The 26,096-nt window shown below is 67.4% G+C and carries 23 protein-coding genes; 8 read left to right on the top strand and 15 right to left on the bottom strand.

What is annotated here, in order from left to right; all coding sequences use genetic code 11:
* The first annotated feature begins 10 nt into the window (after positions 1-10).
* The 5 genes from EJI01_RS23805 (at position 11) to EJI01_RS23830 (ending at position 6,108) form a co-directional block, all read left to right on the top strand.
* Positions 11-1,525: a tripartite tricarboxylate transporter permease gene (locus EJI01_RS23805; protein WP_126839609.1), complete on the top strand. Its 1,515-nt coding sequence runs from the start codon at positions 11-13 to the stop codon at positions 1,523-1,525.
* A 170-nt stretch (positions 1,526-1,695) separates the two neighbouring features.
* Positions 1,696-2,667, top strand: a complete 972-nt coding sequence (locus tag EJI01_RS23810) for a Bug family tripartite tricarboxylate transporter substrate binding protein (RefSeq protein ID WP_126839610.1) — start codon at positions 1,696-1,698, stop codon at positions 2,665-2,667.
* A 4-nt stretch (positions 2,668-2,671) separates the two neighbouring features.
* Positions 2,672-4,285 (top strand): gamma-glutamyltransferase family protein, encoded by a 1,614-nt coding sequence (locus EJI01_RS23815; protein WP_126839611.1) that lies wholly within the window; start codon positions 2,672-2,674, stop codon positions 4,283-4,285.
* Between the two features lie 100 nt (positions 4,286-4,385).
* Complete coding sequence (locus EJI01_RS23825; protein ID WP_260602639.1) at positions 4,386-5,297, top strand: DMT family transporter; 912 nt, start codon at positions 4,386-4,388, stop codon at positions 5,295-5,297.
* A gap of 19 nt (positions 5,298-5,316) precedes the next feature.
* Complete coding sequence (locus tag EJI01_RS23830) at positions 5,317-6,108, top strand: SDR family oxidoreductase (protein ID WP_126839613.1); 792 nt, start codon at positions 5,317-5,319, stop codon at positions 6,106-6,108.
* A gap of 16 nt (positions 6,109-6,124) precedes the next feature.
* Here the strand turns inward: EJI01_RS23830 and EJI01_RS23835 are convergent, their stop codons facing one another.
* Entirely contained in the window at positions 6,125-7,024 is a 900-nt protein-coding gene (locus EJI01_RS23835) for a DMT family transporter (RefSeq protein ID WP_126839614.1), read from the bottom strand.
* Between the two features lie 128 nt (positions 7,025-7,152).
* Here EJI01_RS23835 and EJI01_RS23840 point away from each other — a divergent pair, with 128 nt between their 5' ends.
* Positions 7,153-8,136: a quinone oxidoreductase family protein gene (locus EJI01_RS23840; RefSeq protein ID WP_126839615.1), complete on the top strand. Its 984-nt coding sequence runs from the start codon at positions 7,153-7,155 to the stop codon at positions 8,134-8,136.
* A 3-nt stretch (positions 8,137-8,139) separates the two neighbouring features.
* Here EJI01_RS23840 and EJI01_RS23845 read toward each other — a convergent pair whose 3' ends face one another.
* The 10 genes from EJI01_RS23845 to EJI01_RS23890 form a co-directional block, all read right to left on the bottom strand.
* A complete protein-coding gene (locus EJI01_RS23845) occupies positions 8,140-9,798 on the bottom strand; it encodes a Na/Pi cotransporter family protein (RefSeq protein WP_126839616.1) in 1,659 nt (552 codons plus the stop codon).
* Positions 9,799-9,833: 35 nt separating this feature from the next.
* Positions 9,834-10,655 (bottom strand): phosphodiesterase, encoded by an 822-nt coding sequence (locus EJI01_RS23850; RefSeq protein ID WP_126839617.1) that lies wholly within the window; start codon positions 10,653-10,655, stop codon positions 9,834-9,836.
* Positions 10,652-11,710, bottom strand: coding sequence for an ABC transporter ATP-binding protein (locus EJI01_RS23855; RefSeq protein WP_126839618.1), 1,059 nt, complete (start codon positions 11,708-11,710; stop codon positions 10,652-10,654). The genes EJI01_RS23850 and EJI01_RS23855 overlap by 4 nt, the downstream gene beginning before the upstream one ends.
* Positions 11,700-12,497 (bottom strand): ABC transporter permease, encoded by a 798-nt coding sequence (locus EJI01_RS23860; protein WP_126839619.1) that lies wholly within the window; start codon positions 12,495-12,497, stop codon positions 11,700-11,702. The genes EJI01_RS23855 and EJI01_RS23860 overlap by 11 nt, the downstream gene beginning before the upstream one ends.
* 7 nt (positions 12,498-12,504) lie before the next feature.
* Positions 12,505-13,311: an ABC transporter permease gene (locus EJI01_RS23865; protein WP_126839658.1), complete on the bottom strand. Its 807-nt coding sequence runs from the start codon at positions 13,309-13,311 to the stop codon at positions 12,505-12,507.
* On the bottom strand, positions 13,308-14,318 hold the full coding sequence (locus tag EJI01_RS23870) for an ABC transporter substrate-binding protein (RefSeq protein ID WP_126839620.1): 1,011 nt from the start codon (positions 14,316-14,318) through the stop codon (positions 13,308-13,310). The genes EJI01_RS23865 and EJI01_RS23870 overlap by 4 nt, the downstream gene beginning before the upstream one ends.
* A 32-nt stretch (positions 14,319-14,350) precedes the next feature.
* A complete protein-coding gene (locus EJI01_RS23875; RefSeq protein ID WP_126839621.1) occupies positions 14,351-15,346 on the bottom strand; it encodes a LacI family DNA-binding transcriptional regulator in 996 nt (331 codons plus the stop codon).
* Between the two features lie 105 nt (positions 15,347-15,451).
* A complete protein-coding gene (gene lspA, locus EJI01_RS23880) occupies positions 15,452-15,952 on the bottom strand; it encodes a signal peptidase II (RefSeq protein ID WP_185879035.1) in 501 nt (166 codons plus the stop codon).
* Positions 15,952-18,789: an isoleucine--tRNA ligase gene (gene ileS / locus EJI01_RS23885; protein WP_126839622.1), complete on the bottom strand. Its 2,838-nt coding sequence runs from the start codon at positions 18,787-18,789 to the stop codon at positions 15,952-15,954. Before ileS ends, lspA begins: the two co-directional genes overlap by 1 nt.
* Before the next feature lie 115 nt (positions 18,790-18,904).
* Entirely contained in the window at positions 18,905-19,942 is a 1,038-nt protein-coding gene (locus EJI01_RS23890) for a bifunctional riboflavin kinase/FAD synthetase (protein WP_126839623.1), read from the bottom strand.
* A 164-nt stretch (positions 19,943-20,106) separates the two neighbouring features.
* Here EJI01_RS23890 and EJI01_RS23895 point away from each other — a divergent pair, with 164 nt between their 5' ends.
* Positions 20,107-20,664: an HNH endonuclease gene (locus EJI01_RS23895; RefSeq protein ID WP_126839624.1), complete on the top strand. Its 558-nt coding sequence runs from the start codon at positions 20,107-20,109 to the stop codon at positions 20,662-20,664.
* Here the strand turns inward: EJI01_RS23895 and EJI01_RS23900 are convergent, their stop codons facing one another.
* From EJI01_RS23900 to EJI01_RS23915, 4 genes are all read right to left on the bottom strand, one after another.
* Positions 20,665-21,447 (bottom strand): enoyl-CoA hydratase, encoded by a 783-nt coding sequence (locus tag EJI01_RS23900; protein ID WP_126839625.1) that lies wholly within the window; start codon positions 21,445-21,447, stop codon positions 20,665-20,667.
* 10 nt (positions 21,448-21,457) lie between these two features.
* The gene (locus tag EJI01_RS23905) at positions 21,458-22,837 is read right to left on the bottom strand and encodes an alpha/beta fold hydrolase (protein WP_126839626.1); all 1,380 of its coding nucleotides are present in this window, start codon (positions 22,835-22,837) and stop codon (positions 21,458-21,460) included.
* Between the two features lie 86 nt (positions 22,838-22,923).
* On the bottom strand, positions 22,924-24,039 hold the full coding sequence (locus tag EJI01_RS23910; RefSeq protein ID WP_126839627.1) for an acyl-CoA dehydrogenase family protein: 1,116 nt from the start codon (positions 24,037-24,039) through the stop codon (positions 22,924-22,926).
* A gap of 23 nt (positions 24,040-24,062) precedes the next feature.
* Positions 24,063-25,244, bottom strand: coding sequence for an acyl-CoA dehydrogenase family protein (locus tag EJI01_RS23915; RefSeq protein ID WP_126839628.1), 1,182 nt, complete (start codon positions 25,242-25,244; stop codon positions 24,063-24,065).
* 144 nt (positions 25,245-25,388) lie between these two features.
* Here EJI01_RS23915 and purN point away from each other — a divergent pair, with 144 nt between their 5' ends.
* Entirely contained in the window at positions 25,389-25,973 is a 585-nt protein-coding gene (gene purN / locus EJI01_RS23920) for a phosphoribosylglycinamide formyltransferase (RefSeq protein ID WP_126839629.1), read from the top strand.
* Positions 25,974-26,096 lie beyond the last annotated feature (123 nt).

The raw sequence follows: 26,096 nt of genomic DNA on the forward strand, positions 1-26,096 counted from the left end.
CGACAACACCATGGATCTCGTCAATAACCTCTCCATCGGGTTCACTGCGGCGTTCACGCTGCAGAACCTCATCTACGCCTTCGTTGGCTGCCTGCTGGGCACGCTGATCGGCGTCCTGCCCGGCATCGGTCCGGTCGCCACCATCGCGATGCTGCTGCCGGCCACGTATGCGCTGCCGCCGGTGGCCGCGCTGATCATGCTGGCGGGCATCTACTACGGCTCGCAGTACGGCGGCTCGACCACCGCGATCCTGGTCAACCTGCCGGGCGAGTCGTCCTCCGTCGTGACCGTGATCGACGGGCACCAGATGGCCAAGCAGGGGAGAGGGGGAGCGGCACTCGCGGCCGCCGGCCTGGGCTCCTTCTTCGCCGGCTGCGTGGGCACCTTGATCCTGGCGGCCTTCGCGCCGCCCCTGACCGAGCTGGCCTTCAAGTTCGGACCGGCCGAGTACTTCTCGCTGATGGTGCTGGGCCTGATCGGCGCCGTGGTGCTGGCCTCGGGCTCGCTGATCAAGGCGATCTGCATGATCATCCTCGGCCTGCTGCTGGGCCTGGTCGGCACCGACGTGAACTCGGGCGTGGCGCGCTACAGCTTCGACATCCCGGAGCTGACCGACGGCATCAGCTTCATCGTGATCGCGATGGGCGTGTTCGGCTACGGCGAAATCATCTCCAACCTCGCGCGCCCGGAGGAAGACCGCCAGGTCTTCACCTCCGAAGTGCACCACCTGTGGCCGACCAAGGAAGACTTCAGGAACGGCGTGCCCGCGGTGCTGCGCGGCACCGCGCTCGGTTCCTGCCTCGGCATCCTGCCGGGCGGCGGCGCCCTGCTGTCGGCCTTTGCGGCCTACACGATGGAAAAGAAGCTCAAGCTCAGGCCAGGCGAAATTCCCTTCGGCAAGGGCAACATCCGCGGCGTCGCGGGTCCCGAAGCGGCCAACAACGCCGGCGCGCAGACGTCCTTCATTCCGTTGCTGACGCTCGGCATTCCGCCGAACCCGGTGATGGCGCTGATGGTCGGCGCGATGACCATCCACAACATCCAGCCCGGCCCGCAGGTGATGACCAGCAACCCCGAGCTGTTCTGGGGCCTGATCGCCTCGATGTGGATCGGCAACCTGATGCTGATCGTCCTGAACCTGCCGCTGATCGGCATCTGGATCAAGCTGCTGTCCATTCCCTACCGCTGGCTGTTCCCGGCCATCGTGCTGTTCTGCGCGATCGGCGTGTACTCGACCAACAACAACACCTTCGACGTCTGGATGGTCGCGATCTTCGGCATCATCGGCTATGCCTTCATCAAGCTCGGCTGCGAGCCGGCGCCGCTGCTGCTGGGGCTGATCCTCGGGCCGATGATGGAAGAGAACCTGCGGCGCGCGCTCTTGCTCTCGCGCGGCACCTGGAGCGTGTTCGTCACGCGGCCGATCTCGGCCGGCCTGCTCATCGCGGCCGCCCTCATGATCGTGATCGTCTTGCTGCCCGCCGTGAAGTCCAAGCGCGAGGAAGCCTTCGTCGAACCAGACTAGGGCTCGCCCCCAGGCTCCGCGCACTTCGTGTCGCTGCGCCAACCCCCTACCGGGGGCAACACCAGCGGCCCGGCAAAGCCGGTTCCGCGGTGTTCCTGGAACGCAAAGGCCGCCGCAAGGCGGCCTTTGTTTTTTTCCAGTAGGCTTTGCTGGCCTTCAGAATCCAATCCATGAAAAGAATCCACTTTGTTCGCGCAGCTGCGCTCGTGCTGTGCGCGGCTGTCGTGCCTGCCGCCTTCGCGCAGGCCTATCCCGGCAAGCCCATACGTCTCATCGTGCCCTTCCCGGCCAGCGGCGCGACGGACCTGTTCGCGCGCACCCTGTCGCAGAAGATGGGCGAGAAGCTCGGCACCACGCTGGTCATCGACAACAAGCCGGGCGCCGGCGGCGCCATCGGCTCCGATCTCGCGGCCAAGGCGCCGGCCGACGGCTACACGCTCCTGCTTGCCACTACCAGCACGCACGCCATCGGCCCCGCGATCAACGCCAGGCTGCCCTACGACACGGTGCGCGACTTCACGCCGATCGCCCACGTGGGCGATGCGCCGAGCATCATGCTGGTGCCCAACAGCTCGCCGGCGAAGACGGTGCGCGAATGGATAGCGTACGCACAGAAGAACCCCGGCAAGCTCAACTACGCATCGAGCGGCAACGGCACCATCGTGCAGCTCACGGCGGAGCTGTTCAAGTCGCAGGCCGGCGTGTTCGTCACGCATATCCCGTACAAGGGCACGGCGCTCGCGATCCCCGACCTGATCAGCAGCAAGATCGATGTGCTCTTCGATTCGCTGCCCACCGGCATGCCGCATGTGCGCGACGGGCGGCTGCGCGCGCTGGGCGTGACGACGCTGAAGCCCAGCCCGCTCGCGCCCGAGCTGCCGGCCATTGCGGAGACGCTGCCGGGCTTCGAATCGAACACCTGGTTCGGGCTCTATGGCCCCAAGGGCTTGCCGGCGGATATGGCGGCACGCATCAACAAGGCCGCGAATGAAGCGTTGGCGGATCCCGAGGTGCGCGACAAGCTGTACAAGCTCGGCATCGCGCCGACGACCAGCACGCCGGCGCAGTTCGCAAGCATGGTGGCGCAGGACGCGGCCAAGTGGAAAAAGATCATCACCGAACGCAAGATCACAGGCGATTGACCCCATGAAATTCGACTACGCCAATCCATATCCTTCGATCCGCATCCCCGTCTTCGCACGCAACGTGGTTTCGACCTCGCATCCGCTCGCCGCGCAGGCCGGGCTGCGCATGCTTCAGCAAGGCGGCAATGCCGCCGATGCGGCCATCGCGACGGCCGCCGTGATGACCCTGGTCGAACCGGTCAGCAACGGCCTGGGCAGCGACGCTTTCTGCATCCTGTGGGACGGCGAGAAGCTGCACGGGCTCAATGCATCCGGCACGGCGCCGCAGGCCTGGACGCCCGAGTACTTCCGCCGCAAGTACGGCGCCGATGCGAAGGCACCGCCGCAGCGCGGCATCGACTCGGTCACGGTGCCGGGCGCCGTCGGCGGCTGGGTCGCGCTGTCCGAGCACTTCGGCAAGCTGCCCTTCGAAGACCTGATGGCACCGGCCATCGAGATTGCCGAGCGCGGCTACCTGATGCCGCCGGTGGTGCAGCAGAAGTGGGCCGCGGCCACGCCGATCCTGCAGTCGCAGCCCGGCTTCGCGCAGGCCTTCCTGCCCTGGGGCCGTGCGCCCGAAGTCGGCGAGCTGTTCCGCTTTGCGGCAGCGGCGCGCGCGCTGAAGGCCATCGCCGCGACCAAGGGCGATGCCTTCTACAGCGGCGAGATCGCCGAGGCGCTGGAGAAGTTTTCCAACGCCAACGGCGGCAGCCTCAAGGTGCGCGATCTCGCCAACTGGAAGCCCGAGTGGGTGGCGCCGATCTCGCAGGACTACCGCGGGCACACGCTGCACGAGATGCCGCCCAACGGCCAAGGCATCGCGGCGCTGATCGCGCTCGGCATCCTGCAGAACTTCGACATGGCGTCGTTTCCGGTCGACTCTGTCGCTTCGCAGCACCTGCAGATCGAGGCCATGAAGCTCGCTTTCGCCGACACCTACCGCTATGTCTCGGAGCCATCGTCGATGGAGGTGACGCCCTTGCAAATGCTCGATGGCGCCTACCTCGCCTCGCGTGCCAAACTCATCGACGTGAACAAGGCGCAGGACTTCAAGGCGGGCAACCCGGTCAAGGGCGGCACCATCTACCTCACCGCGGCCGACGAGAGCGGCATGATGGTGAGCTTCATCCAGAGCAACTACATGGGCTTCGGTTCCGGCTGCGTCGAGCCGGAATTCGGCATCAGCCTGCAGAACCGCGGCCACGGCTTCAGCCTCGACGACAAGAGCCCCAACCTGGTGGCGCCGCGCAAGCGGCCATTCCACACCATCATCCCGGCCTTCCTCACGAAGGATGGGCAGCCGGTGATGAGCTTCGGCGTGATGGGCGGCAACATGCAGCCGCAGGGTCACATGCAGACGCTGGTGCGCATGCTGGACTACGGCCAGAACCCGCAGGCGGCCTGCGATGCGCCGCGCTGGCGCTTCAACAACGGTCTCGAGATCAATGTCGAGGCCGCCATGAACCCGGAGACGGCGCGTGGTCTCGCGGAGCTCGGCCACAAGGTCGACGTGATCAACGACTCCTACCAGGACTTCGGCGCCGGCCAGTTCATCTGCCGCGCGGGCGATCCGGCGGTCGAAGGCTACGTGGCCGCAAGCGATCCGCGCCGCGACGGCCTGGCCGCGGGCTATTGATGGCACTCCCCCAGGCTCCGCGCACTTCGTGTCGCTTCTCCAACCCCCTCACCGGGGGCAACACCAGCGGACCGGCAAAGCCGGTTCCGCGGTGTTCCCCGTGAAGAGCAGCCATTCGGCGGTTCGCGCCAGCATCGGACCCGGCCTGGCCCTCGCCACAGCCGGCGCGATCGCGTTCAGCGGCAAGGCCATCATCGTCAAGCTGGCCTACCGCTACGGCGTCGACGCGGTCACGCTCATCATGCTGCGCATGCTGTTCGCGCTGCCGCTGTTCGCGCTCATGGCCTGGTGGGCCGGGCGCGGCAAGCCGGCGCTGACGCGGCGTGACTGGCTCGGCGTGTTCGGGCTCGGTTTTTCGGGCTACTACCTGTCGAGCTTCCTGGACTTCGCAGGCCTGGCCTACATCACGGCCAGCCTGGAGCGGCTGATCCTGTACCTCAATCCCACGCTGGTGCTGCTGTTCGGCTGGATCGCCTACCGCCGGCGCATCACGCGCTGGCAGGTGGCGGGCATGGCCGTCAGCTACGCCGGCGTGCTGCTCGTGTTCGGCCACGAAGTGCAGCTGGGCCAGAGCGCGGCTGCGGCCTGGGGCACGCTGCTGGTGTTCCTGAGCGCGGTGAGCTATGCGGTCTACCTCGTCGCCAGCGGCGAGTTCGTCAAACGGCTCGGCTCGCTGCGGCTGGTGGGGCTCGCGACCAGCGTGGCCTGCTTGCTGTGCATCGCGCAGTTCGTCTTGCTGCGGCCGATGAGCGCGGCTCTGCAGGTGGCGCCCGAGGTGGTCTGGCTGTCGGTGCTCAACGCCACGCTGTGCACCGCGCTGCCCGTCCTGGCGGTGATGATGGCCATCGAGCGCATCGGCCCCGCGATGGCGGCGCAAACGGGTATGGTCGGGCCGATGTCGACCATCCTGATGGGCGTGCTGATCCTCGGCGAGCCCTTCACCGCATGGATCGCGGCCGGCACCGCCCTTGTCATCGCCGGCATTTTTGTTTTCACACGAACGGGGCGCTGAACGCCCGAAGGAGAGAACCATGGATTTTGGAATTGCAGGCAGGACCGCGCTGGTGTGCGGCGCAAGCAAGGGCCTCGGCTACGGCTGCGCGGAAGCGCTGGTGCGCGAGGGCGTGAACGTTGTGATCGTCGCGCGCGGCGCCGAGGCGCTGGAGGCTGCCGCGAAGAAACTGCAGGCGATTACCGGCGGTGCGACGCCTTTCGTCAAGCACGTGGCGGCCGACATCACCACCTCGGAAGGCCGCGCCGCCGTGTTCGCGCTGCAGCAGGACTTCGACATCGTGGTCACCAACGCCGGCGGCCCGCCGCCCGGCGATTTCCGCGATTGGGATCGCGAGGCCTGGATCAAGGCGGTCGATGCCAACATGCTGACGCCGATCGAACTGATCAAGGCCACGGTCGACGGCATGGCCGCGCGCGGCTTCGGCCGCATCGTCAACATCACCTCGAGCTCGGTGAAGGCGCCGATCGACATCCTCGGCCTTTCCAACGGCGCGCGCAGCGGCCTCACCGGCTTCGTCGCCGGCGTCGCGCGCACTCCGGTCGCGGCGAAGGGCGTGACCATCAACAACCTGCTGCCGGGCTCCTTCGACACCGACCGCCTCAAGGGCACCATGGCCGGCGCGGCGAAGAAATCCGGCCAGGATGTCGAAGCGGTCATGGAGAGCCGCAAGAAGAACATCCCGGCCCGGCGCTTCGGCACGCCGGAGGAGTTCGGCGCCATCTGCGCCTTCTTGTGCAGCGTGCAGGCGGGGTATGTGACGGGGCAGAACGTGCTGGCGGACGGCGGTGCCTATCCGGGCACCTACTAGGGCCTCTCGACAAGCTCTAGCGCCGCGAAGAAACCCAGATCCCACCCACGATCAGCACAAAGGCGACGCCGTGGTACCAGTGCGGCGTCTCCTTCAGGAATGCCGCTGACATCAGCGCGGCGAACAGCGGCGTGAGATTGGTGAAGAACCCGGCCACCTGCGGCCCGGCACGCTGCACGCCTGCGCCCCAGCAGCGGTAGGCGACGATGGCCGGCCCGATGACGATGAAGGCCAGCGCGGCGGCCAGGAGCCAACCCCCGCCGATGTACGCGTCGCCGAGCGCCCACTCGCCGGCCGCGAAGGCGCCCGACCACGCGGCGCCGAAAACCAGCTGCGCCATGAGGAACGCCGACCAGTCCTGGCGCACCGCCGCGGGTTCGTGGGTGCGCGCCAGCATCCAGCTGTAGAACGCCCACGCGATCGTCGCCAGCATCATGTAGAGATCGCCCGGCACCAGCCGCAGCGCGAGCAGCTCGCTCCACCGGCCTCGGCTGAGGACCAGCAGCACGCCGAGCATCGAGAGCGCGGCGCCGGCGAGGTCACGCGACTTCACCCGGGCGCCGAAGAACAGCGTGCCGGTCGCGAGCATCCACAGCGGCATGCTGGAGCCGACCAGCGTGACGTTGATCGGCGTCGAGGTCTGCAGCGCCAGGTACTGGAATGCGTTGTAGCAGCCGTTGCCGAGCAGGCCAAGAATGGCGAAGCGCTTCCAGTGCGCCCACAGCGGACTCCCGCGACGCAGCACGGCGGCCGCGATCGGCAGCAGCAGCACGAACGCGAGCAGCCAGCGGACGAAGTTCAGCGTCATCGGCGACACCATTTCGCGTACCAGGCGGCCGACCACCGCATTGCCGGCCCACAGCAGCGGTGGCACCGTGAGAAGAAGGGCGGTGCCCGGGGTAAGACGCTGCTGCATGGGTCCCGGACTGTACCGGCTCGGCAGCTGCATTTCAGGGCGCGGGCTATTAGTCGGCAGTCCGTGGCAGCATAGGCACCTCGTTTTCATCAACCCCAATGCACTGTCAGCACGAGGAGCCATCACCCATGAGCAAAGCCGTCCGCATCGACCGCACCGGCGGTCCCGAGGAACTGAAGATCGTCGACGTCGAGGTCGGCGAGCCCGGCCCCGGAGAGATCCGCATCCGCCACCACGCCGTGGGCCTCAACTTCATCGACACCTACCAGCGCAGCGGCCTCTACCCCTTCGCGATGCCGCTGCAGCTCGGCATGGAAGCCGCGGGCGTGGTCGAGGCGGTGGGCGAGGGCGTCACGCACCTGAAGCCCGGCGACCGTGCCGCCTATGCGAGCCAGCCGCCGGGCGCCTACAGCGAGCTGCGCGTGATGCCGGCCAAGTGCGTGTGCAAGCTGCCGGATGCGATCTCCTTCGAGACCGGCGCCGCGATGATGCTCAAGGGCCTGACGGCGCAGTACCTGCTCAAGAAGACGCTGCCGGTCGAAGGGCTGCAGCCGGGCGACTTCCTCGTCTTCCACGCGGCCGCGGGCGGCGTGGGCCTGATCGCCTGCCAATGGGCCAAGGCGCTGGGCTTGCAGCTGATCGGCACCGCCGGCACCGATGCCAAGTGCAAGCTGGCGCTTGCGAACGGCGCCGCGCACGCGATCAACTACAGCACCGAGAACTTCGCAGAGCGCGTCAAGGAGATCACGGGCGGCAAGGGCGTGAAGGTGGTCTACGACTCGGTCGGCAAGGACACCTTCGAGGGCTCGCTCGCCTGCCTGCGCCCCTTCGGCCTGCTTGCCATCTTCGGCAACGGCTCGGGGCCGGTGCCGCCGGTCAACCTCGGCACGCTGGCCTCCAAAGGCTCGCTCTATGTGACGCGGCCGACGCTCTTCACCCACATCGCGACGCGCGAGAGCACGCAGGCGATGGCCGACGACCTGTTCGCGGCGGTGACGAGCGGCGCAGTGAAGATCCCGATCGACCAGCGCTACGCGTTGGCCGATGTGCAGCAGGCGCATCGCGATCTCGAGGCGCGCAAGACCACCGGGTGCACGATCCTGACCCTCTGATATTTATTCGAGCGCGGTGAGGCGCGACTCGCGCAATCGGCTCGGCGCCAGCGCGCCGGCCGAATCGAGGATCGGGTAGGCGATCGAGCAGATGTGCGAGTTGATGCGCTTCAAGTCGCTGATCAGGTCGATGTGCAGCGAGCTGGTTTCGATGCTCGACGCGGTCTGGTCCGAGAGCCGCCCCAGATGCGTGGTCGCGTACGCGCGCTCGAGGTCGCGGAAGCGCGCCTTCTCTTCGAGCAGCTTCTGGGCGTCGCGCACGCTGCCGTTCAGGAACACGCTCATGCTGAGCCGCAGGTTCGCGACCAGCCGCTCGTGCAGCTCCACGATCTCGCGCGTGCCGGCATCCGAGAAATTGCGCTGCTTCTTGATCTTCTTGTCCTCGATGTCGATCACCACGCGCTCGATGATGTCGCCGATCTGCTCCATGTTGATGGTGAAGCTGATGATGTCGGTCCAGCGCCGGCTCTCCTCGTCGCCCAGCGCCTCCCGCGAGATCTTGGTCAGGTAGTACTTGATGGCCGAGTACAGCTCGTCGACGGTGTCGTCGAGCTTGCGCAGCTCGGCGGCCAGGCGCAGGTCGTTGTCGCGGATCACCTTGAGCATGCCGATCAGCATGGTCTCGACGATGTCGGCTTGGTGCAGCGCCTCGCGCGCTGCATTGGAGATGGCGAGCGAAGGCGTGGACAACGCCGAGGGGTCGAGGTGGTGCGGCCGCTGCATGGCCGTGGGCTCGGCCACCACGGGCAAGAGCCGCGTCACCAGCTTCGCGACCCCGTCCGTGAGCCCGATGAAACCGATGCTGACGACCACGTTGAAAGCGAGGTGGAAAAGCACCACCAGCTGCGTCGCATCGCCGATGTAGGGCTTGGCCTCGCGCAGGTACAGGCCGACGAAGGGCGTCGCGATCGCCACGCCGAGCAGCTTGAAGACCAAGTTGCCGACCGTGACCTGCCGCACCGGGGCGGCCGCCTTCGCGGTGGTCAATACCGCGAGCAGACCGCTGCCGAGGTTGGCGCCCAGCACCAGGCCGAGCGCGACGTCGAGCGGCACCACGTTCGAGCTGGCCATCGCCGCGACCAGCAGCACCACCGCCAGGCTGGAATAGGCGGCGATCGCGAGCGCGGCGCCAATGGTGATCTCGAGCAGCACGTCGCTGCTGAGCGAGGCCAGCAAGGCCAGCACCGGCGGCGAGGAGAACAGCGGCCCCGTGGCTTCCACCACCAGCTGCAGTGCCAGCAGCATGAGGCCGAGGCCGATCAGCACGCGCCCGATGCGCCCCGCCGCAGTCGAGGCCCGCGTGATGAAGAGCACCACGCCGACGAAGATGAAGAGCGGCGACAGCCACGACAGATCGGCCGAGAACAGGACCGACATCAGCGCCGTGCCCACATCGGCGCCGCGCATCACCGCCAGCGCGGCCGGCAGCGCGACCAGGCCCTGCCCGACGAAGGAGGAAGTCATCAGCGAGGTGGCGGTGCTCGACTGCACCAGCGCCGTCACGCCGATGCCCGAGAGGGCCGCGGTGAAGCGATTGCGCATGCTGTGCACCAGGATCTTGCGCAGATTGGCGCCGAAGACGCGCAGCACGCCGGTGCGAACGAGATGGGTACCCCATACCAGCAGCGCCACGGCTGCCAGCAGATTCAACAGATGCTTCATGGAAGCGGAGGACTATACGCCGCGCCCGCGCCGCTTCAGTCGATCAGCGCCCCGTGGTCGTGGAACGGGTAGGGGCCCTCGAAGCTGCCGCTCGGCACGAGGTGGGTCACCAGGCGCTCGCCGGCCCAGGCATGGACGCGAAAGCCCGGCGGCTCCAGCATCCAGGCCGAGGGCGCGTCCGGCGCCAGGTCGAGTGCGACCTGGTGCGCCGGGGACGGCGCGGTGGAGGCGATGCTGCCGCCGAAGCGCACGTCGATGGCGCGATGCAGGTGGCCGCAGATGATGCGCTCGACATTGGGATGCCGCGCGATCAGGGCTTCGAGGGCTTCGCTGCCTTCCAGCAGCCCGATCTCGTCCATGTGGCCGATCAGGGTCTCGAAGGGCGGATGGTGCATCGCGACCACCACGGGCTCGCCGCGGTAGCGCGCGAGCTGCGCTTCGAGCCACTCGAGCCGCTGTTCGCAGAGGGTGCCGTGGCTGTGGCCGGGCACGCAGGTATCGAGCGCGAGCAGGCGCAGCTCGCCGACCTTCACGGCGTATTGGACGAAGCCTTCGCTGCCCAGGTAGCCATGCGCGGGAAAGCTGCGGCGCAGCTGGTCCCGGTCGTCGTGGTTGCCGGGCATCAGGTAGACCGGCATCGGAAGCGGCGCCAGCAGTTCTTCGAGATGCGCGTATTCGGCCGCGCGGCCGAAGTCGCTCAGGTCGCCGGTGATCACCACCGCGTCGGGCCGTTGCTTCAGATGCAGGACGGATTGCACCGCGCGCTGCAGGTAAGGCGCCGTGTCGAGCCGGCCGTAGGCGAGGCGGCCCTGTTCGCGAATGTGCAGGTCGCTCAGTTGAACGAGAAAGGTGGTCATGCGAACTCCTGAGAGGTCATGAGGCGATCGGGGTCGATGCGAACACCGACGCTGTCGCCCGGGCGGAAAGCGATGTCGCGGCCTACGTCGGCGACGAGCAGCGGTTGTCCCTCCGCGCGTAGCTTGAGTTGTACGCGGTCGCCGAGAAAGGTGCGCTGCTCGACGGTCGCTGCGCCCCAGCCGGCCTGGGGCGCACCGACTTCCAGGTCTTCGGGTCGGATGAGCAGCGTCGTGTGCGCCTTCCACGCCGGCGGGCAAGTGAAGGCCGCGCCGCCCAGGTGCAGCACGCCCACGGCGACCGCATCGGGCGCGCGCTGCAGCCGGTTCACGCGGCCGAGGAACTCGGCCACGAAGGGATGCTGCGGCGCGCGGTAGAGATCCTCGCCGCGCCCGATCTGCACGATGCGGCCGGCGCTCATCACGGCCAGCCGGTCGGCGATCGCCATCGCCTCCTGCTGGTCGTGCGTGACGTGGATCGCGGTGATGTGCAGCCGCCGCAGCAGCTCGGCCAGTTCGTCGCGCAGCGACTCCTTGAGCTTGGCATCGAGGGCGGCCAGCGGCTCGTCGAGCAGCAGCACGCGCGGGCGAACGGCCACCGCGCGCGCCAGCGCGACGCGCTGGCGCTGGCCGCCGGAGAGTTCGCTGGGCCGCTTCTTCTCCAGGCCGCCGAGCCGGGTGAGGTCGACCAACTCGCCGACGAGGCGCCGCTCTTCGGCGGGCGCCACGCCGCGGATGCGCAGGCCATAGCCGATGTTGGCTTCCACCGTCATCTGCGGGAAGAGGGCGTAGCTCTGGAACACCATGCCGACGCCGCGCTGCTCCACCGGCCGGTCGGTCACGTCCTGGTCGCCGAAGACGATGCGGCTGCCCTCGTCGGGCGACTCGAGGCCGGCGATCAGGCGAAGCAGCGTGGTCTTGCCGCAGCCCGAGGGGCCGAGCAGCGCCAGCACCTCGCCGGGCTCGACATGCAGCGTGGTCGGCAGCAGGCCGCGCGTGCCGTCGGCGTAGGTTTTCGCGCAGCTGGAAATATCGACGGGAATGCGCTCAAGTTCCATAGCGTTTTTGCACTTGATGGGCCAGGTACTGCAGGCCCCACAGCACCGGAAGGATGACGATGAAGAAGACCAGCGTGTAGGCCGAGCCGATCTCCAGCCGCATCGACGCATAGCTGTCGGCCAGGCCCACGGGCAGGGTGCGGGTCAGCGGCGTATGCAGCATCCAGGTGAGGTTGAACTCGCCGACCGACAGCGTGAACACCATCAGGCTGCCGGCCACGATGGCCGGAAACACCGCGGGCACCAGCACGCCGAGGAAGCGCTGCCTGAAGTTCGCGCCCAGCGAGCGCGCGGCTTCTTCGAGCGCCCGCAGCTCTTCGCGCTGGAAGGCCGAGGACACGGTGCGCACCATGAAGGGCAGCGTGAACACGATGTGGCCGACCAGGATGAAGGCGAAGCTCTGGCGGAAGGCGGTGAGCTGGCCGTAGGCCAGGATCAGTGCGAGCGCGGTGGCGAGCCCGGGCACCGCCACCGGCAGCGTGATCAGTTCCTCGAAGGCGCGTGCGGCGCGCGTGCGGCTGCGCGCCAGCGCATAGGCACAGGGCACGCCCAAAAGCAGCGTGCCGATCACGCAGCCCAGGGCCAGCGCGATCGACCAGCCGACGGTGTTGCCGTAGACCTCCCAGACTTCACCGAGCCAGCGCAATGTCAGCCCGCTCTCGAGGCCGGCGCTGTAGTTGTTGACCAGCCCGGCCATGATCGACAGCAGCATCGGCGCGATCATGAAGAGGCTCACGAGCATGGTGACGGTCAGCAGGAAGGGAGCGGGTGTCGTGGTGGTTCGCATCGCGTGCCTAGCGTGTGGGGTCGGCGCCGAAATGCCGGGCCGCGAAGAGCACGGCCCAGGTCACCAGGCCCAGCGCGATCGAGAGCGAAGCCGCGAGCGCGAAGTTGGCGTAGTTGGTGAACTCGTTGTAGATCGTGATCGGGATCACCTCGAACTTGCTCGCCAGCGTGAAGGCAGTGCCGAAGGCGCCCATCGAGGTGGCGAAGAGGATCGCGCCGCAGGCCAGCGTGGTCGGTGCGAGCTCCGGCAGCCAGACGTCGCGCACCACGCGCAGCCGCGAAGCGCCGAGCGAGCGCGCGGCTTCCTCCAGCTGCAGGTTCATCGCCTCGGCCGCCGCCGCGTAGGTGGCGATGGCGCGCGGCAGCGAGAAGTAGAGATATGCGAGGAAGAGACCGAGCAGGCCGTAGGCGAAGGTGATGCGCTCCAGGCCGAAGGCCGCGCCCAGGTCGGCGACCAGCCCTTGCCGGCCGCCGAGCAGGATCACGAAGAAACCGATGATCACGCCCGGAAAGGACAGGGGCAGCGTCAGCAGCGACAGCAGCAGGCGCCGGCCCGGAAAGGCGCGGCGCGCCAGGTAGATGCCAACCGCGCTGCCCAGCACCAGCGTCGCGACGGTCACCGCCAGCGACAGCGCGACCGTGTTGAGCATGCTCGCCAGATAGCGGCTGTCGGTGAGCACGGCGAAGTAGGTCTCCCAGCCCTTGGCCGCCGGCAGCGCGATCAGGCGCGCCACCGGCAGCAGCCAGAAGGCGAGGAAGAACACCGCCGCCGGCGCCAGACAGGCCGGCAGCAGCCAACGCTGGTTCGTTGTCAGCGCACTTCCTTCAGGTAGCGATCCGAGAACGCGCGCTGCGCCTGCGCCATGCGGCCGTAGTCGACCGCTTTGGCGCGCGCGTATTCGGCCGCCGGCAGGAACTGCGCCTCCACTTCCTTCGGCATCGCGCCGGCGCGCACCGGCCGCAGGTAGGCCTTGGCCCAGAGCGCCTGGCCTTCGTCGGAGAGCACGAAATCCAGCACCTTCTTGCCCTCGGCCGCATGCGGCGCGTTGGCGACCAGGCTCATCACGTAGGGCACGACCACCGTGCCTTCGCTCGGGATGACGAAGGCGACGTTGGCCTTGTCCTTGTACTTGGCGCGGTAGGCGTTGAAGTCGTAGTCGAGCAGGATCGCAATCTCGCCCGACAGCACGCGCGCATACGAAGTCTGCTTGGGCACGATGGGCTCGTTCTTCTGCAGCGCCTTGAAGTAGTCCATGGCCGGCGTGAAGTTGTCGAGCGTGCCGCCGCGCGCCTGGTTGACCGCCACGGCGCCCACATAGCCGACGAAGGCCGAGGCCGGATCGAGGTAGCCGATCAGGCCCTTGTATTCGGGCTTCAGCAGGTCGGCCCAGGACTTGGGCACCGGCTTGCCGCGCAGCGCGTCGACGTTGACCATGAAGCCGAGCGTGCCGGAATGAATGGTGAACCAATGGCCTTCGGGGTCCTTGAGGCCGTCGGGAATGTCTTTCCACGCGGCCGGCTTGTAGGGCTGGACCACGCCGTCCTTCTGCGCCTGGATCGCGAAGGTCACGCCGAGGTAGGTGACGTCGGCGACGGGGCTGGCCTTCTCGGCGACGAGCTGCGCCAGCGATTGGCCGGAATTCTTGTTGTCCGGCGGCACCGTGATGCCGGTCTTGGCCTTGATGGCGCGCAGCTGCGTGCCCCAGTCGGCCCATTCGGTCGGGCAGTTGTAGCAGATGGCGGTCTGCGCCATGGCCGAGCCGGCGGCGAGGCCGAAGGCCAGCAGGGCGGCGCGGGCGATGCGATGGAGAGGCAGTGACATGGGAGTTCCTTGGTTGAGGAGTGGAGGGCGGTTCAGGAAACTGGTGCGCAGGATTCGCCGGTGCGAAGCGCGTGGGGCAGCACGAGGCTCGCGTCGGCGTTCGGGACGGTGCCGCCGGCCAGCGCCTGCACCAGCAGCTCGACGCTGTGCCGGCCGATGTCGCCGTTCGGCTGGGTCACGGTGCTGAGCGCCGGCGTCAGGTCCTCGCCGAGCGCGATGCCGTCGAAGCCGATCACGCTCAGGTCGCGCGGCACCTGGAGCCCGCTCAGATGGGCGGCGCGGATGCTGCGGATGGCCAGCAGGTCGTTGGAGCAGACGAGGGCGGTCGGTCGCGGCGCGGTTACTAGAAAGCGCCTTAGTTCGTCGACCGCGGTTTCGATGAAGGGCACTTCGACCAGCGCGGGCGGCTCGAGCCCGGCGGCTGCCATGCCCTGGAGGAAGCCGCGCCAGCGTTGCTGTGCGCGGTCCGATGCGGCCAGCGTGCCGCTGACCATCGCGATGCGGCGGTGCCCGAGCTCGACCAGGCGTGCGACGGCGCCCCCTACTGCGCCCTCGTTGTCGACCGAGACGCAGGGGTGCTCGGGATGGCGGTTGTAGACCAGCACATAGGGAAGGCCGGCGCCGCGCAGCCGCTCGAGCGCCGCCGAAGTGGCCGGATTGGAGACCACCAGGATCAGACCGTCGACATTGCCGGCCATGAGCAGATTGACCGCGCGCTGTTCCTCGTCGAGCTGGTAGCCGGTGGTGACAGGAATGATCGCGTAGCCGCCCGCGGCGGCGGCCCGGGCGATGCCCTGCAGGCACTCGGCGAACACCGGGTTCAGCAGCGTGGGCAGCACCACGCCGAGCACGCGGCTGCGCTGGGTGCGCAGCGTTCGGGCGCTCGAATTGGGCAGGTAGCCGAGCTCGCCGGCGACGCGTTCGACATGCTCGCGCGTGGCCGGCGTCACCTTGTCCGGAAAGTTGAAGACGCGCGAGACCGTGGCCACGGAGACCCCGGCTCTTTCGGCAACGGACTGGATGCTCATGTAACGGCGCTGCTATGTAATCGATTACATTGCAGCGCCGCAGTGTGACCCTGTCGTGACAAGGGGTGGCCAAGGACAAACCCTTGGCAGCTCAGGAAACGAGGTTCAGCGCGCTTTGCGCACCCGCCGCAGCTCGTCGAGGATCAAACAGATCGCCCCGATCGTGATCGCGCTGTCCGCCACGTTGAAGGCCGGGAAGTGCCGGCCCGCAAGATGGAAGTCGAGGAAGTCGACCACGTAGCCGTGCATCAGGCGATCGATCACGTTGCCGATCGCCCCGCCGAGGATCGCGGCCATGGCGAAGGAGAACAGCTTCTGTCCGGGATGCGACTTGAGCATCCAGACGATGAAGATGGCGGCAGCCACGCCGACGGCCGTGAAGAACCAGCGCTGCCAGCCTGCCGCATCCGCGAGGAAGGAGAAGGCGGCGCCGGTGTTGTGGGCGCGCACGATGTTGAAGAAGCTCGTGATGTAGGTGGCGTCGCCGAGCTTGTAGGAGCCGAGGATCAGCGTCTTGGTGAACTGGTCGAGGATCAGGATCACCAGCGCCAGGCCGAGCCAGGGCCAGATGCCGGCGCGCGGCGCGGCAAGGGAACGGGTGGCCATCAGGCGATGCTCCTTGCTTCGCCGGCACCGTAGAGATTGCTGGTGCAGCGGCCGCAGATGGCCGGATGGGCCGGGTCGTGGCCGACGTCCTCGCGCCAGTGCCAGCAGCGTTCGCACTTGACGGCGGAACTCGCCGTCACCTGTGCCGACAGAGTGTCGCCGGCCGCCAGCTCGACGGCGGAGGTGATGAAGACGAACTTGAGGTCCTCGCCGAGCGAGGCCAGGAGTGCATGGTCCTCGGCCGGCGCGACAAGCTTCACGTTGGCCTGCAGCGAGGAGCCCACCTGGCCGGCCGCACGCACGGTTTCGATCTCCTTGTTGACGCTGTCGCGGATCTCGCGGATGCGGCTCCACTTGGCGAGCAGCGCCTCGTCGGGCGTGCCGAGGTCGCTGAAGACCTGGGTGAAGATCGACTCGCCGTTGCCGCAGAACTTCCACGCCTCTTCGGCGGTGAAGCTCAGGAAGGGCGCCATCCAGCGCAGCATCGCCTGGGTGATGTGCCACAACACCGTCTGCGCGCTGCGGCGTGCCGGCGAATGAGGCGCGGTCGTGTAGAGGCGGTCCTTCAGCACGTCGAGGTAGAAGGCACCCAGGTCTTCCGAGCAATACACCTGCAGCTTGGCCACCACTGGGTGGAACTCGTAGACCTTGTAGTGCGCGAGCACCTCGGCCTGGAACTGCGCCGCGCGGCTCAAGGCATAGCGGTCGATCTCGAGCAGTTCATCGATCGGCACCGTGTCCTTCGCGATGTCGAAGTCGCTGGTGTTGGCGAGCAGGAAGCGCAGCGTGTTGCGGATGCGCCGATAGGCGTCGACCACGCGCGCGAGGATCTTGTCGTCGCCCGCGATGTCGCCCGAATAGTCGCTGGCCGCGACCCAGAGCCGGATGATCTCGGCGCCGAGCTTCTTGTTGACTTCCTGCGGATCGAGGCCGTTGCCGAGCGACTTGCTCATCTTGCGGCCCTGGCTGTCGATGGTGAAGCCGTGCGTGAGCAGGCCCTTGTACGGCGCGCGGCCTTCGAGCGCACAGGCGATCAAGAGCGACGAGTGGAACCAGCCGCGATGCTGGTCATGGCCTTCGAGGTAGAGGTCGGCCTCCGGGCCGGTCTCGTGATGGACGTTCGGATGCGTGCCGCGCAGCACGTGGAAGAAGGTCGAGCCAGAGTCGAACCAGACCTCCAGGATGTCGGTGCTCTTGGTGTAGTGGGCCGCATCGGCCGCGCCGAGGATCTCTTCGGTCGTCACGCGGCTCCAGGCCTCGATGCCGCCTTCTTCGACGATGTCGGCCGCTTGGTCGAGGATCTCCATCGTGCGCGGATGCAACTCGCCCGAATCCTTGTGCAGGAAGAAGGGGATCGGCACGCCCCAGCTGCGCTGGCGGCTGATGCACCAGTCGGGCCGGTTGGCGATCATGTCGTGCAGGCGGGCCTTGCCGTTCTCGGGGTAGAAGCTGGTCTCCTCGATTGCTTCCAGCGCGGTCTGGCGCAGGGTCTTCGGCGCCTTGTCCTTGGTGAACACGCCTTCGCCCTCGTCCATGCGGATGAACCACTGCGCGGCGGCGCGATAGATCACCGGCGTCTTGTGGCGCCAGCAGTGCGGATAGCTGTGGGTGATGGCTTCGGTCGTGAGAAGACGGTTGGCATCGCGCAGCGTCTGGATGATGTGCGGCACGGCCTTCCAGATGTTCTGGCCGCCGAAGAGCGGGAAGTCGGGCGCGTACGAGCCGTTGCCCTGCACCGGGTTCAGGATGTCGTCGTAGGCGACGCCGTGCGCGATGCAGGAGTTGAAGTCGTCCACGCCGTAGGCGGGCGACGAGTGGACCAGGCCGGTGCCGTCGTCGGCCGTGGCATAGTCGGCCAGGTAGACCGGCGACAGGCGGCGGTAGCCGGCATCGACGTCGTACAGCGGATGCTCGAACTCGAGGCCGCCGAGCTTCTCGCCCTTGACGGTGGCCAGCACCTTGCCGTCGAGCGCATAGCGGGTCATGCACATCTCGACCAGCGAGGCGGCCAGCACCAGCAGCCCGCGCTCGGTGTCGACCAGCGCGTAGTCGAGCTCGGGATTCAGGTTGAGCGCCTGGTTGGCCGGGATGGTCCAGGCGGTGGTGGTCCAGATCACCGCGAAGGCGTCCTTGGCGAGCGCGGGCAGGCCGAAGGCGGCCGCGAGCTTGGCCGGCTCATGCGCCTTGAAGGCGACGTCGAGCGTCTGGCTCTTCTTGTCGGCGTACTCGATCTCGAACTCCGCCAGCGAGGAGCCGCAGTCGAAGCACCAGTAGACCGGCTTGAGCCCGCGGTAGACGAAGCCGCGCTCGATCACGCGCTTGAAGGCGCGCAACTCGCCGGCCTCGTTGGCGAAGTCCATGGTCTTGTAGGGATGGCCCCATTCGCCCAGCACGCCCAGGCGCTGGAAATCGCCCATCTGCTGCGCGATCTGCTCGGTGGCGTAGGCGCGGCTCTTGGCCTGCATCTCGTCGCGGCTGAGGTTGCGGCCGTACTTCTTTTCGATCGCGTTCTCGATCGGCAGGCCGTGGCAGTCCCAGCCCGGCACGTAGAGCGCGTCGTAGCCCTCGAGCTGGCGCGCCTTGGTGATCATGTCCTTCAGGATCTTGTTGACCGCGTGGCCCATGTGGATCTGGCCGTTCGCGTACGGCGGGCCGTCGTGCAGGATGAACTTGGGCGCGCCGTGGCGCGCGTCGCGCAGGCGGTGGTAGCGGCCTTCGTCGTTCCACTCCTTCACCCAGCCCGGTTCGCGCTTGGGCAGGTCGCCGCGCATCGGGAAGGGAGTGTCGGGCAGGTTCAGCGTGGCGCGGTAGTCGGTGGAGGGTGCAACGTCAGACATGATGGAGTTCGAAACAGGGCTTCGACAGGCTCAGCCCGAACGGTTAGGCGTCGGCGCGAATAAAAAGCCGTTCGCCCTGAGCTTGTCGAAGGGCGGCAGCACGGTGCGTGCAGGGCTAAATTCGGTCGCGCGTGGTCTGGCGATGGGTTTCGGCGTGGGTGGATGCGAAGAACGCACGTGCGTCGCGGCCATCCTTCGCGATGCCCGCGGTGAGGGCCTCGAGGCTGGTGTAGCGCAATTCGTCGTGCAGTTTGTGCAGCAGTTCCACGCGCACGATTTTACCGTAGGCCCCTTCGGCGCCGAGGTCGGCCGGCCAATCGAGGCAATGGGTCTCCAGCAGTACCCGGCCGGCGTTGACGTCATTGGCGTCGAGCGAGGGCCGCACGCCAAGATTGGCGACGCCGCGCAGCGGCGCCTCGCCCAGGCCGTGCACCAGTACCGCGAAGATGCCGCTGGCCGCCGGTTTCCAGTGCTTGAAGCGAAGGTTGAGGGTGCGGAAGCCGTCGTCGCGGCCCGGCGCCGAGGCGCCCAGCGCGCGGCCGAGCTTGCGGCCATGGACCACGTGGCCGGAGATTGCGTAGGGCCGGCCGAGCAGCGCCTGCACGTCACCCATCCGGCCTTCGGCCAGCGCCTCGCGCACGGCGGAGCTCGAGACGCGCAGGCCGTGCACCTCGTAGCTCATCATCCGCGCGACGTCGAAGCCGTGTCGGTCGCCGGCTGCATCGAGCATCGCGTAGTCGCCGGCGCGCTTGGCGCCGAAGCGGAAGTCGTCGCCCACCAGCACGTAGCGCACGCCCAGGCCCTCGATCAGCACGTGCTGGATGAATTCGTCGGGCGTCTGCGAGGCGAGGCGGGCGTCGAAAGGCAGCACGATGGTCTGCGCGACGCCGCTGGCCGCCAGCTCAGTGAGCTTGTCGCGCAGGGTGCCGATGCGCGCCGGCGCCAGCTCAGGCCGCTTGGCGACAGCGGCGAAGTAATCGCGCGGATGCGGCTCGAAGGTCAGCACGCAGCTGGGCAGCCCGCGCAGGCGCGCCTCGGTGTTGAGCAGCCCCAGCATGGCCTGGTGGCCGCGGTGCACGCCGTCGAAATTGCCAATGGTCAGGGCGCAGGCCTTTGCTACGCCCGGATGCCTGAAACCCCGGAAAACCTGCATGGGTTGATATCTTTTTGATAGCGCTTTGCGCCCGCCGAATGGGCCCATTCGGAGCTTTTTGTCACAAAGCCGGTATATTGTGACGCAGTGCGTCGTCCGCAAGCCTCCGGGTGAGCGTGATGGCCTGGTCTTTCCGTGGTTCTTCTTTGCTGAGGAGGCGTGTGGTGAAGGTCTTGAAGCTGTCGGCCCAAGGGCTGCCCCAATCGTGGATTTCGCTCGAACAGGCGGTGATCCACTACGCGGCGGACGAGGTGCGCTGGGAAGTCGGCGCGCAGGTCGCGCTGTTTCGCGGGGGCCACAACGCGGTCACGGGCGAGCAGTCGCAGATCGCGGTCAACAGCATCATCGGCACCAAGGGCGTGCCGCGCATCAACCCGTTCACGCAGCGCCCAGGTCTCACCAACAGCAAGCTGTTCGCGCGCGACCGTAACGTCTGCGCCTACTGCGGCGGCCACTTCCACGAGGAAGAGCTGACGCGCGAGCACATCATTCCATTCGCGCAAAGCGGCATCGACACCTGGATGAACGTGGTCACCGCCTGCAAGCCCTGCAACCACCGCAAGAGCAGCCGCACGCCCGAGCAGGCCAATATGCCGCTGCTCTACGCGCCCTACGTGCCCAGCCTGTGGGAAGACTTCATCCTGCGCAATCGCCGGATCCTGGCCGACCAGATGGAGTTCCTGATGGCGCACCTGCCGCACAGTTCGCGGCTGCACGGCTAGTCAGCGCCAATCGGGCGTTCGCTTCTCTATGAAGGCCAGCACGCCTTCCTGTGCGCTGTCATCCATCATGTTGCACGCCATGGTCTTGCTCGCATCGGCCAGGGCCGCTTCGATTCCGGTCTCGAGCTGGCGGTAGAACAAGGCCTTGCCGAGGGTCAGCGCCTTCCTGGGCTTCGCGACGATGCTCGCGACCAGCGCTTCGAGCTCGGCATCCAGTGCTTCGGGCGCTGCGACCCGATTGACCAGGCCCTTGGCCAGCGCCTCGTCAGCGCTGATGAAATCGCCGGTCACCAGCATCTCGAAGGCAGCCTTGCGGCCGATGTTGCGCGACAGCGTGACGCTGGGCGTCGAGCAGAAGAGGCCGACGTTGACGCCGCTTACGGCGAACTTCGCGTCGCTCGACGCCACCGCAAGGTCGCAGATGCCGACCAGCTGGCACCCTGCAGCCGTCGCGATGCCGTGCACGCGCGCGATCACCGGCACCGGCAGGCGTTGGACGGCCAGCATCGTCTCGCCGCATTGGCCGAACAGCTCGTCGTAGTAGTCGAGCGAGGGTTTCGCCCGCATCTGCTTCAAATCGTGGCCGGCACAAAAAGCCTTGCCGGCACCGGCCAGCACCACGCAGCGGGCCGAGTCATCCGCGGCGACCGCTTCGAATGCGCGGTCGAGCGCCGCGAGCATTTCCTCGGACAGCGCGTTGAAGGACTGCGGCCGGTTCAGGGTCAGCGTGATCACGCCGCGCGCATCGCGCGAGCGCAGGACGAAGTCGGCTGTTGCGTCCATCGCTTGCTCCTCAATAGGTCAGCTCCAGCACGCTGACATTGCCCTGCGCCGCAGGCCAGCTCTGGCCGGCCACGCGTTCGCCATTGAACTCGGCCGCTATGCTGCGCGGCGCATCAGTTGAAAGCTTGAGCTTCGAGCTCGACACGCCCGCACCCTGGGGCGGCACGCCGGGCAGGGCGGCCTGGCCGTCGAAGCGCATGGTGTCGCGCTGGGGGTCGAAGTAGCCGCGCGGCCGCGTGAAGATGACCAGCGCCTTGGCGTCGCGGTCGGCTTCGGCGATGCGCTCGGGCCGCAACTGCACCACTGCGCTCGAACGCGGGAAGGGGCTGCGGTAGATGTGCGTGGTGGCGTAGCCCGGCGCGCTCAGCACGAACTCGTAAGGTGTGGCCGGTTGCGCGTTGAAGGGGCCCCAGCGGCCGTCCTGCGCAATGGTCTGTTCCCACGCGGCCGCGCCGCGGCGTGCGCCGGTCGCGGCATCGACTGCAAAGACTGCGAGCCGGGCGCCCACGAGCGGCAGGTTGTTGACGAAGCTGCCGCTCGCCGGATTGAGCGGATCGAGCCCGAGGCCGGTGACCTTGCCCGACAGCGTGATCGTCGATTCGGCCACCGGCTGCAGCGTGCGCGGGGCTTCGCCAGTCAGGAAGCGCCAGCCCGCCTCGAAGGCGGCCGGCGAGAACGAAGTCTCGCGATGGTCGACGCGCGGCAGCGTCACATTGGTTGCTCCCTTCAACGCCGGCCCGTCGAAGCCGATGTTGGTCGGCATGCCCTTGGCGCCGATCCACACGCCGTCGGGCTGCGCGTACTTGTCGTTCTTGTCGGAGCGGACGGTCAGCCATTTCACGCCTGGCGCGACTTCGTCGCCGGCGCCGTTCTTCGGTGCGTTGAGCCGCTGCATGAAGGGGCTCAGCCCGGAGAACTCGTTGCCTTCGCGAAACCCCTTGACCGCCCAGATGCCATGCGCCGGGTTGCCGCCCAGCACCACGTGGCTCACGACGCGATCGCCGCCGCCGTTCTGCACGTAGTTGCGGATCGTGTTGCCGCCGCGCGAGTTGCCGATCAGGACGACCTTGCTGGCGCCCGTGGTCTTCAGCACGCGCTCGACTTCCGCCTTCAGGAAAGCCATCGATTCCGCGGTCGAACTGCGCCCCGGCTGGGCCACCGCATCGTCGTCGCGCGCCAGCGGAAAGGGCTGGTCGACCGCGAAGAGCCGCTCGCGCGGCCAGCCGTTCGATTCGAAGCGCCACAGCGTCGTCTGCCACAGTGCCGCGGAGTCGCCATTGCCGTGCATGAAGACGATCGGCGGCCGCTCGCTGGAAAGAGGCGCGGTGTTGCAGGCGGCGAGCATGGTCGTGGCAAGGCTCAGGACGATCAAGTGTCGGCGAGTGTGCATGGGCAGGCTCCAGTACAAGAAAAAGCGCCCGCGAGCGCAGGGCTGGCGGGCGCGGTGCTATCGCGAAAAGATAGCAGTTCCGCGTGTCAAGCGAAGACGCCGGCTGTGTCCTGCATGCGCGACGATACCTCGCCCAGGTGGTGCAGCGTATCGCCGAAGCTCATCTCCATCTGCGTCAGCTTCCGGAAGTAGTGGCTCCCGATGTACTCGTCGGTCACGCCGATGCCGCCGTGCAGTTGCACCGACTGCTGGCCGATGAAGCGCATCGACACGCCCAACTGGTACTTGGCGCGCGCCGCGGCCTGGCGTCGCTCGGCGGCCGGTGCGTTGAGCTTCAGGGTGGCGTAATAACTCATGGAGCGCGCGAGTTCGAGCTGCATCTTCATGTCGGCCACGCGGTGGCGCAGTGCCTGGAAGCTCGCGATCGCCACGCCGAACTGCTTGCGCGTGTTCATGTACTCGACGGTGAGTGCGAGGGTCTTGTCCATCACGCCCACGGCCTCGGCGCAAGCCGCGGCGATGCCGATGTCGACCGCGTGTTCAAGTGCGGGCAGGCCGTCTTTCGCGATGAGGGTGGCTGCGGCGCTGTCGAACACGACCTCGGCGGCGCGGCTGCCATCCTGCGTGCCATAGCCGCGCGTGGTCACGCCGTCTTCGGAACGCGGGACGAGGAAGAGGGCGATCTTGCCGTCCAGCTGGGCGGGCACGATGAAGGCGTCGGCCTCGTCGCCGGCCGGCACCACGCTCTTGGCGCCGCTCAGTTGGTAGCCGTCGCCGTCCTTGGCCGCCCTGGCTTCGCAGACGTCGAGCCTGTAGCGCGCCTTGCGTTCCTGGTGTGCGAGCACCACCAGGGCTTGCCCGCCCGCGATGCGCGGCAACCAGCTGTCCTTGGTGTCCTCGTCGGCATGTCCGGCGAGCACGGCGCCGGCGATGAAGGACTGGGCGAGCGGCTCCAGCACGATGCCGTGGCCCAGCTCTTCCATCACGATCATGCACTCGACGGGACCCATGCCGAGGCCGCCCTCGTCTTCGGGAATGTAGAGACCGCCCAGGCCCAGTTCGGCCAGCTCGTCCCAGGCTTCGCGCGAGAAGCCGCCGGCGGCCTCGATCGCGCGGCGGCGCTCGAAGCCGTAGCCTTTTTCGACCCACTTGGCGACGGCGTCGCGAAGCTGTTGCTGGTCGTCGCTGAAATTGAAGTCCATTGTCTTGATCCTTGTGCCTGAGCTCAACCGAGGACGGTCTGGGCGACGATGTTGCGTTGCACTTCGTTGCTGCCGCCGTAGATGGTGGTCTTGCGCATGTTGAAGTAGGTCGTCGCGAGCGGCGCCGCTTCCGGGTGTCCGCCGGGGAAGTCGCCTTGCCAGCCGGCTGCCATCGCTTCGCGGATCAGCGGCAGCGCGAAGGGGCCGGCGGCCAGCATCATGAGTTCGGAATAGCGCTGCTGGACCTCGCTGCCCTTGATCTTGAGCAGGCCCGCGATGTCGAGCGAGTTCTTGCCTGAGGTGGCAGCCGAGAGCACGCGCAGCACCAGCATCTCGAGCGCGATCACGTCGACTTCGAGCTTGGCTATTTCATCGCGGAAGCGTTGGTCCTCCCATACCCCCTCGCGTTTCGCAATGCGCTTAAGCCGCTCCAGCTCGCGCTTGGCGCGATTCGCATCGGCGATGTTGGTGCGCTCGTGGGAGAGCAGGTGCTTGGCGTAGGTCCAGCCCTTGTTCTCCTCGCCGATCAGGTTCTCGGCCGGCACCTCGACGTTGTCGAACCAGACCTCGTTGACCTCGTGGCTGCCGTCTAGCAGCTTGATCGGCCGCACCGTCACGCCGGGCGACTTCATGTCGATCAGGAGGAAGCTGATGCCGGTCTGCGGCTTGCCTTCGTTGCTGGTGCGCACCAGGCAGAAAATCCATTCCCCGTACTGGCCGAGCGTGGTCCAGGTCTTCTGGCCGTTGACGATGTATTTGTCGCCCTTTCGTTCGGCCTTGGTCTTTACCGAAGCGAGGTCCGAGCCCGAACCGGGCTCGCTGTAGCCCTGGCTCCACCAGACCTCGCCGCTCGCGATGCCGGGTAGGAAGCGCTTCTGCTGCTCGGCATTGCCGAAGGCCTGGATCACCGGTGCCACCATGACCGGACCGAAGGGGACGATGCGCGGCGCGCCGGCAAGGGCGGTTTCTTCCTCGAACAGGTGCTTCTGAATCGCGGTCCAGCCCGGGCCGCCGAATTCGGTCGGCCAGCCGTAGCCGAGCCAGCCCTTCTTGCCGAGGATCTTGGCCCACCGCTGCAGATCCTCGCGCGTGAGCTCCAGCGCGTTGTGGACTTTGTGGGAGATCTCTTGGGGAAGGTTCTCTTTGACCCAGGCGCGAATCTCTTCGCGGAACTTCTGTTCTTCGGGCGTGAAGCTCAAATCCATGCTTGCCTCGCTGTGTTGATCGAACGCCGCAGGGGGCGGCGCGTCCGTCGGACCGTTTGGTTTTAGCACGGTCGTGCTAGTTGGCGGTGTCCGCGCCGCGACAAATGAGATCGGTGGAAACGAGCACAGATAATCCCGCCTCTCATGAAGAACATCGTGATCCTGATCTCCGGCAGCGGCTCCAATATGGCGGCCATCGTGCATGCCGCCGCGCATGAGCGCTGGGCACAGCGCTTCGGTGCGCGGGTCGCAGCGGTCATCAGCAACAAGGCGCAGGCGCCGGGGCTCGCTTTGGCGCAGGCGCGAGGCATCGCGACCGCGGTGGTTCCGCACCAGGACTTCGCCACCCGCGAGGCCTTCGATGCGGCGTTGGCCGATGCCATCGACGCGCATGCGCCGGCGCTGGTGGTGCTCGCGGGATTCATGCGCATCCTCACGCCGGGTTTCGTGGCGCGCTATGAAGGGCGGCTGCTCAACATCCATCCTTCGCTGCTGCCGGCCTTTCCCGGGCTGCACACCCATCGGCGCGCGATCGAAGCGGGCTGCCGGGTGGCGGGCGTGACGGTGCACCAGGTGACGGTCGAACTCGACCATGGGCCGATCCTCGCGCAGGCGGTGGTGCCGGTGCTGCCGGACGACACGCCGGAGACGCTTTCAGCGCGCGTGCTGGCGCAGGAACACAGGGTTTACCCGCGGGCTATTGCGGACTGGCTTTATGAAACAAAATGACACAATCTGGTTTTTGCCCGCGTGGAGAGTCGTTTGTGAATAGCCGTCACCTGTTGCTGTCCGTAGTGGTTGCCACTGCGCTCTCCGGTTGTGCTGCATCTGCGCCTGCGCCCATGCCGTCGC

Source organism: Variovorax sp. MHTC-1, from assembly GCF_003984645.1.
Lineage (GTDB): Bacteria > Pseudomonadota > Gammaproteobacteria > Burkholderiales > Burkholderiaceae_C > Variovorax.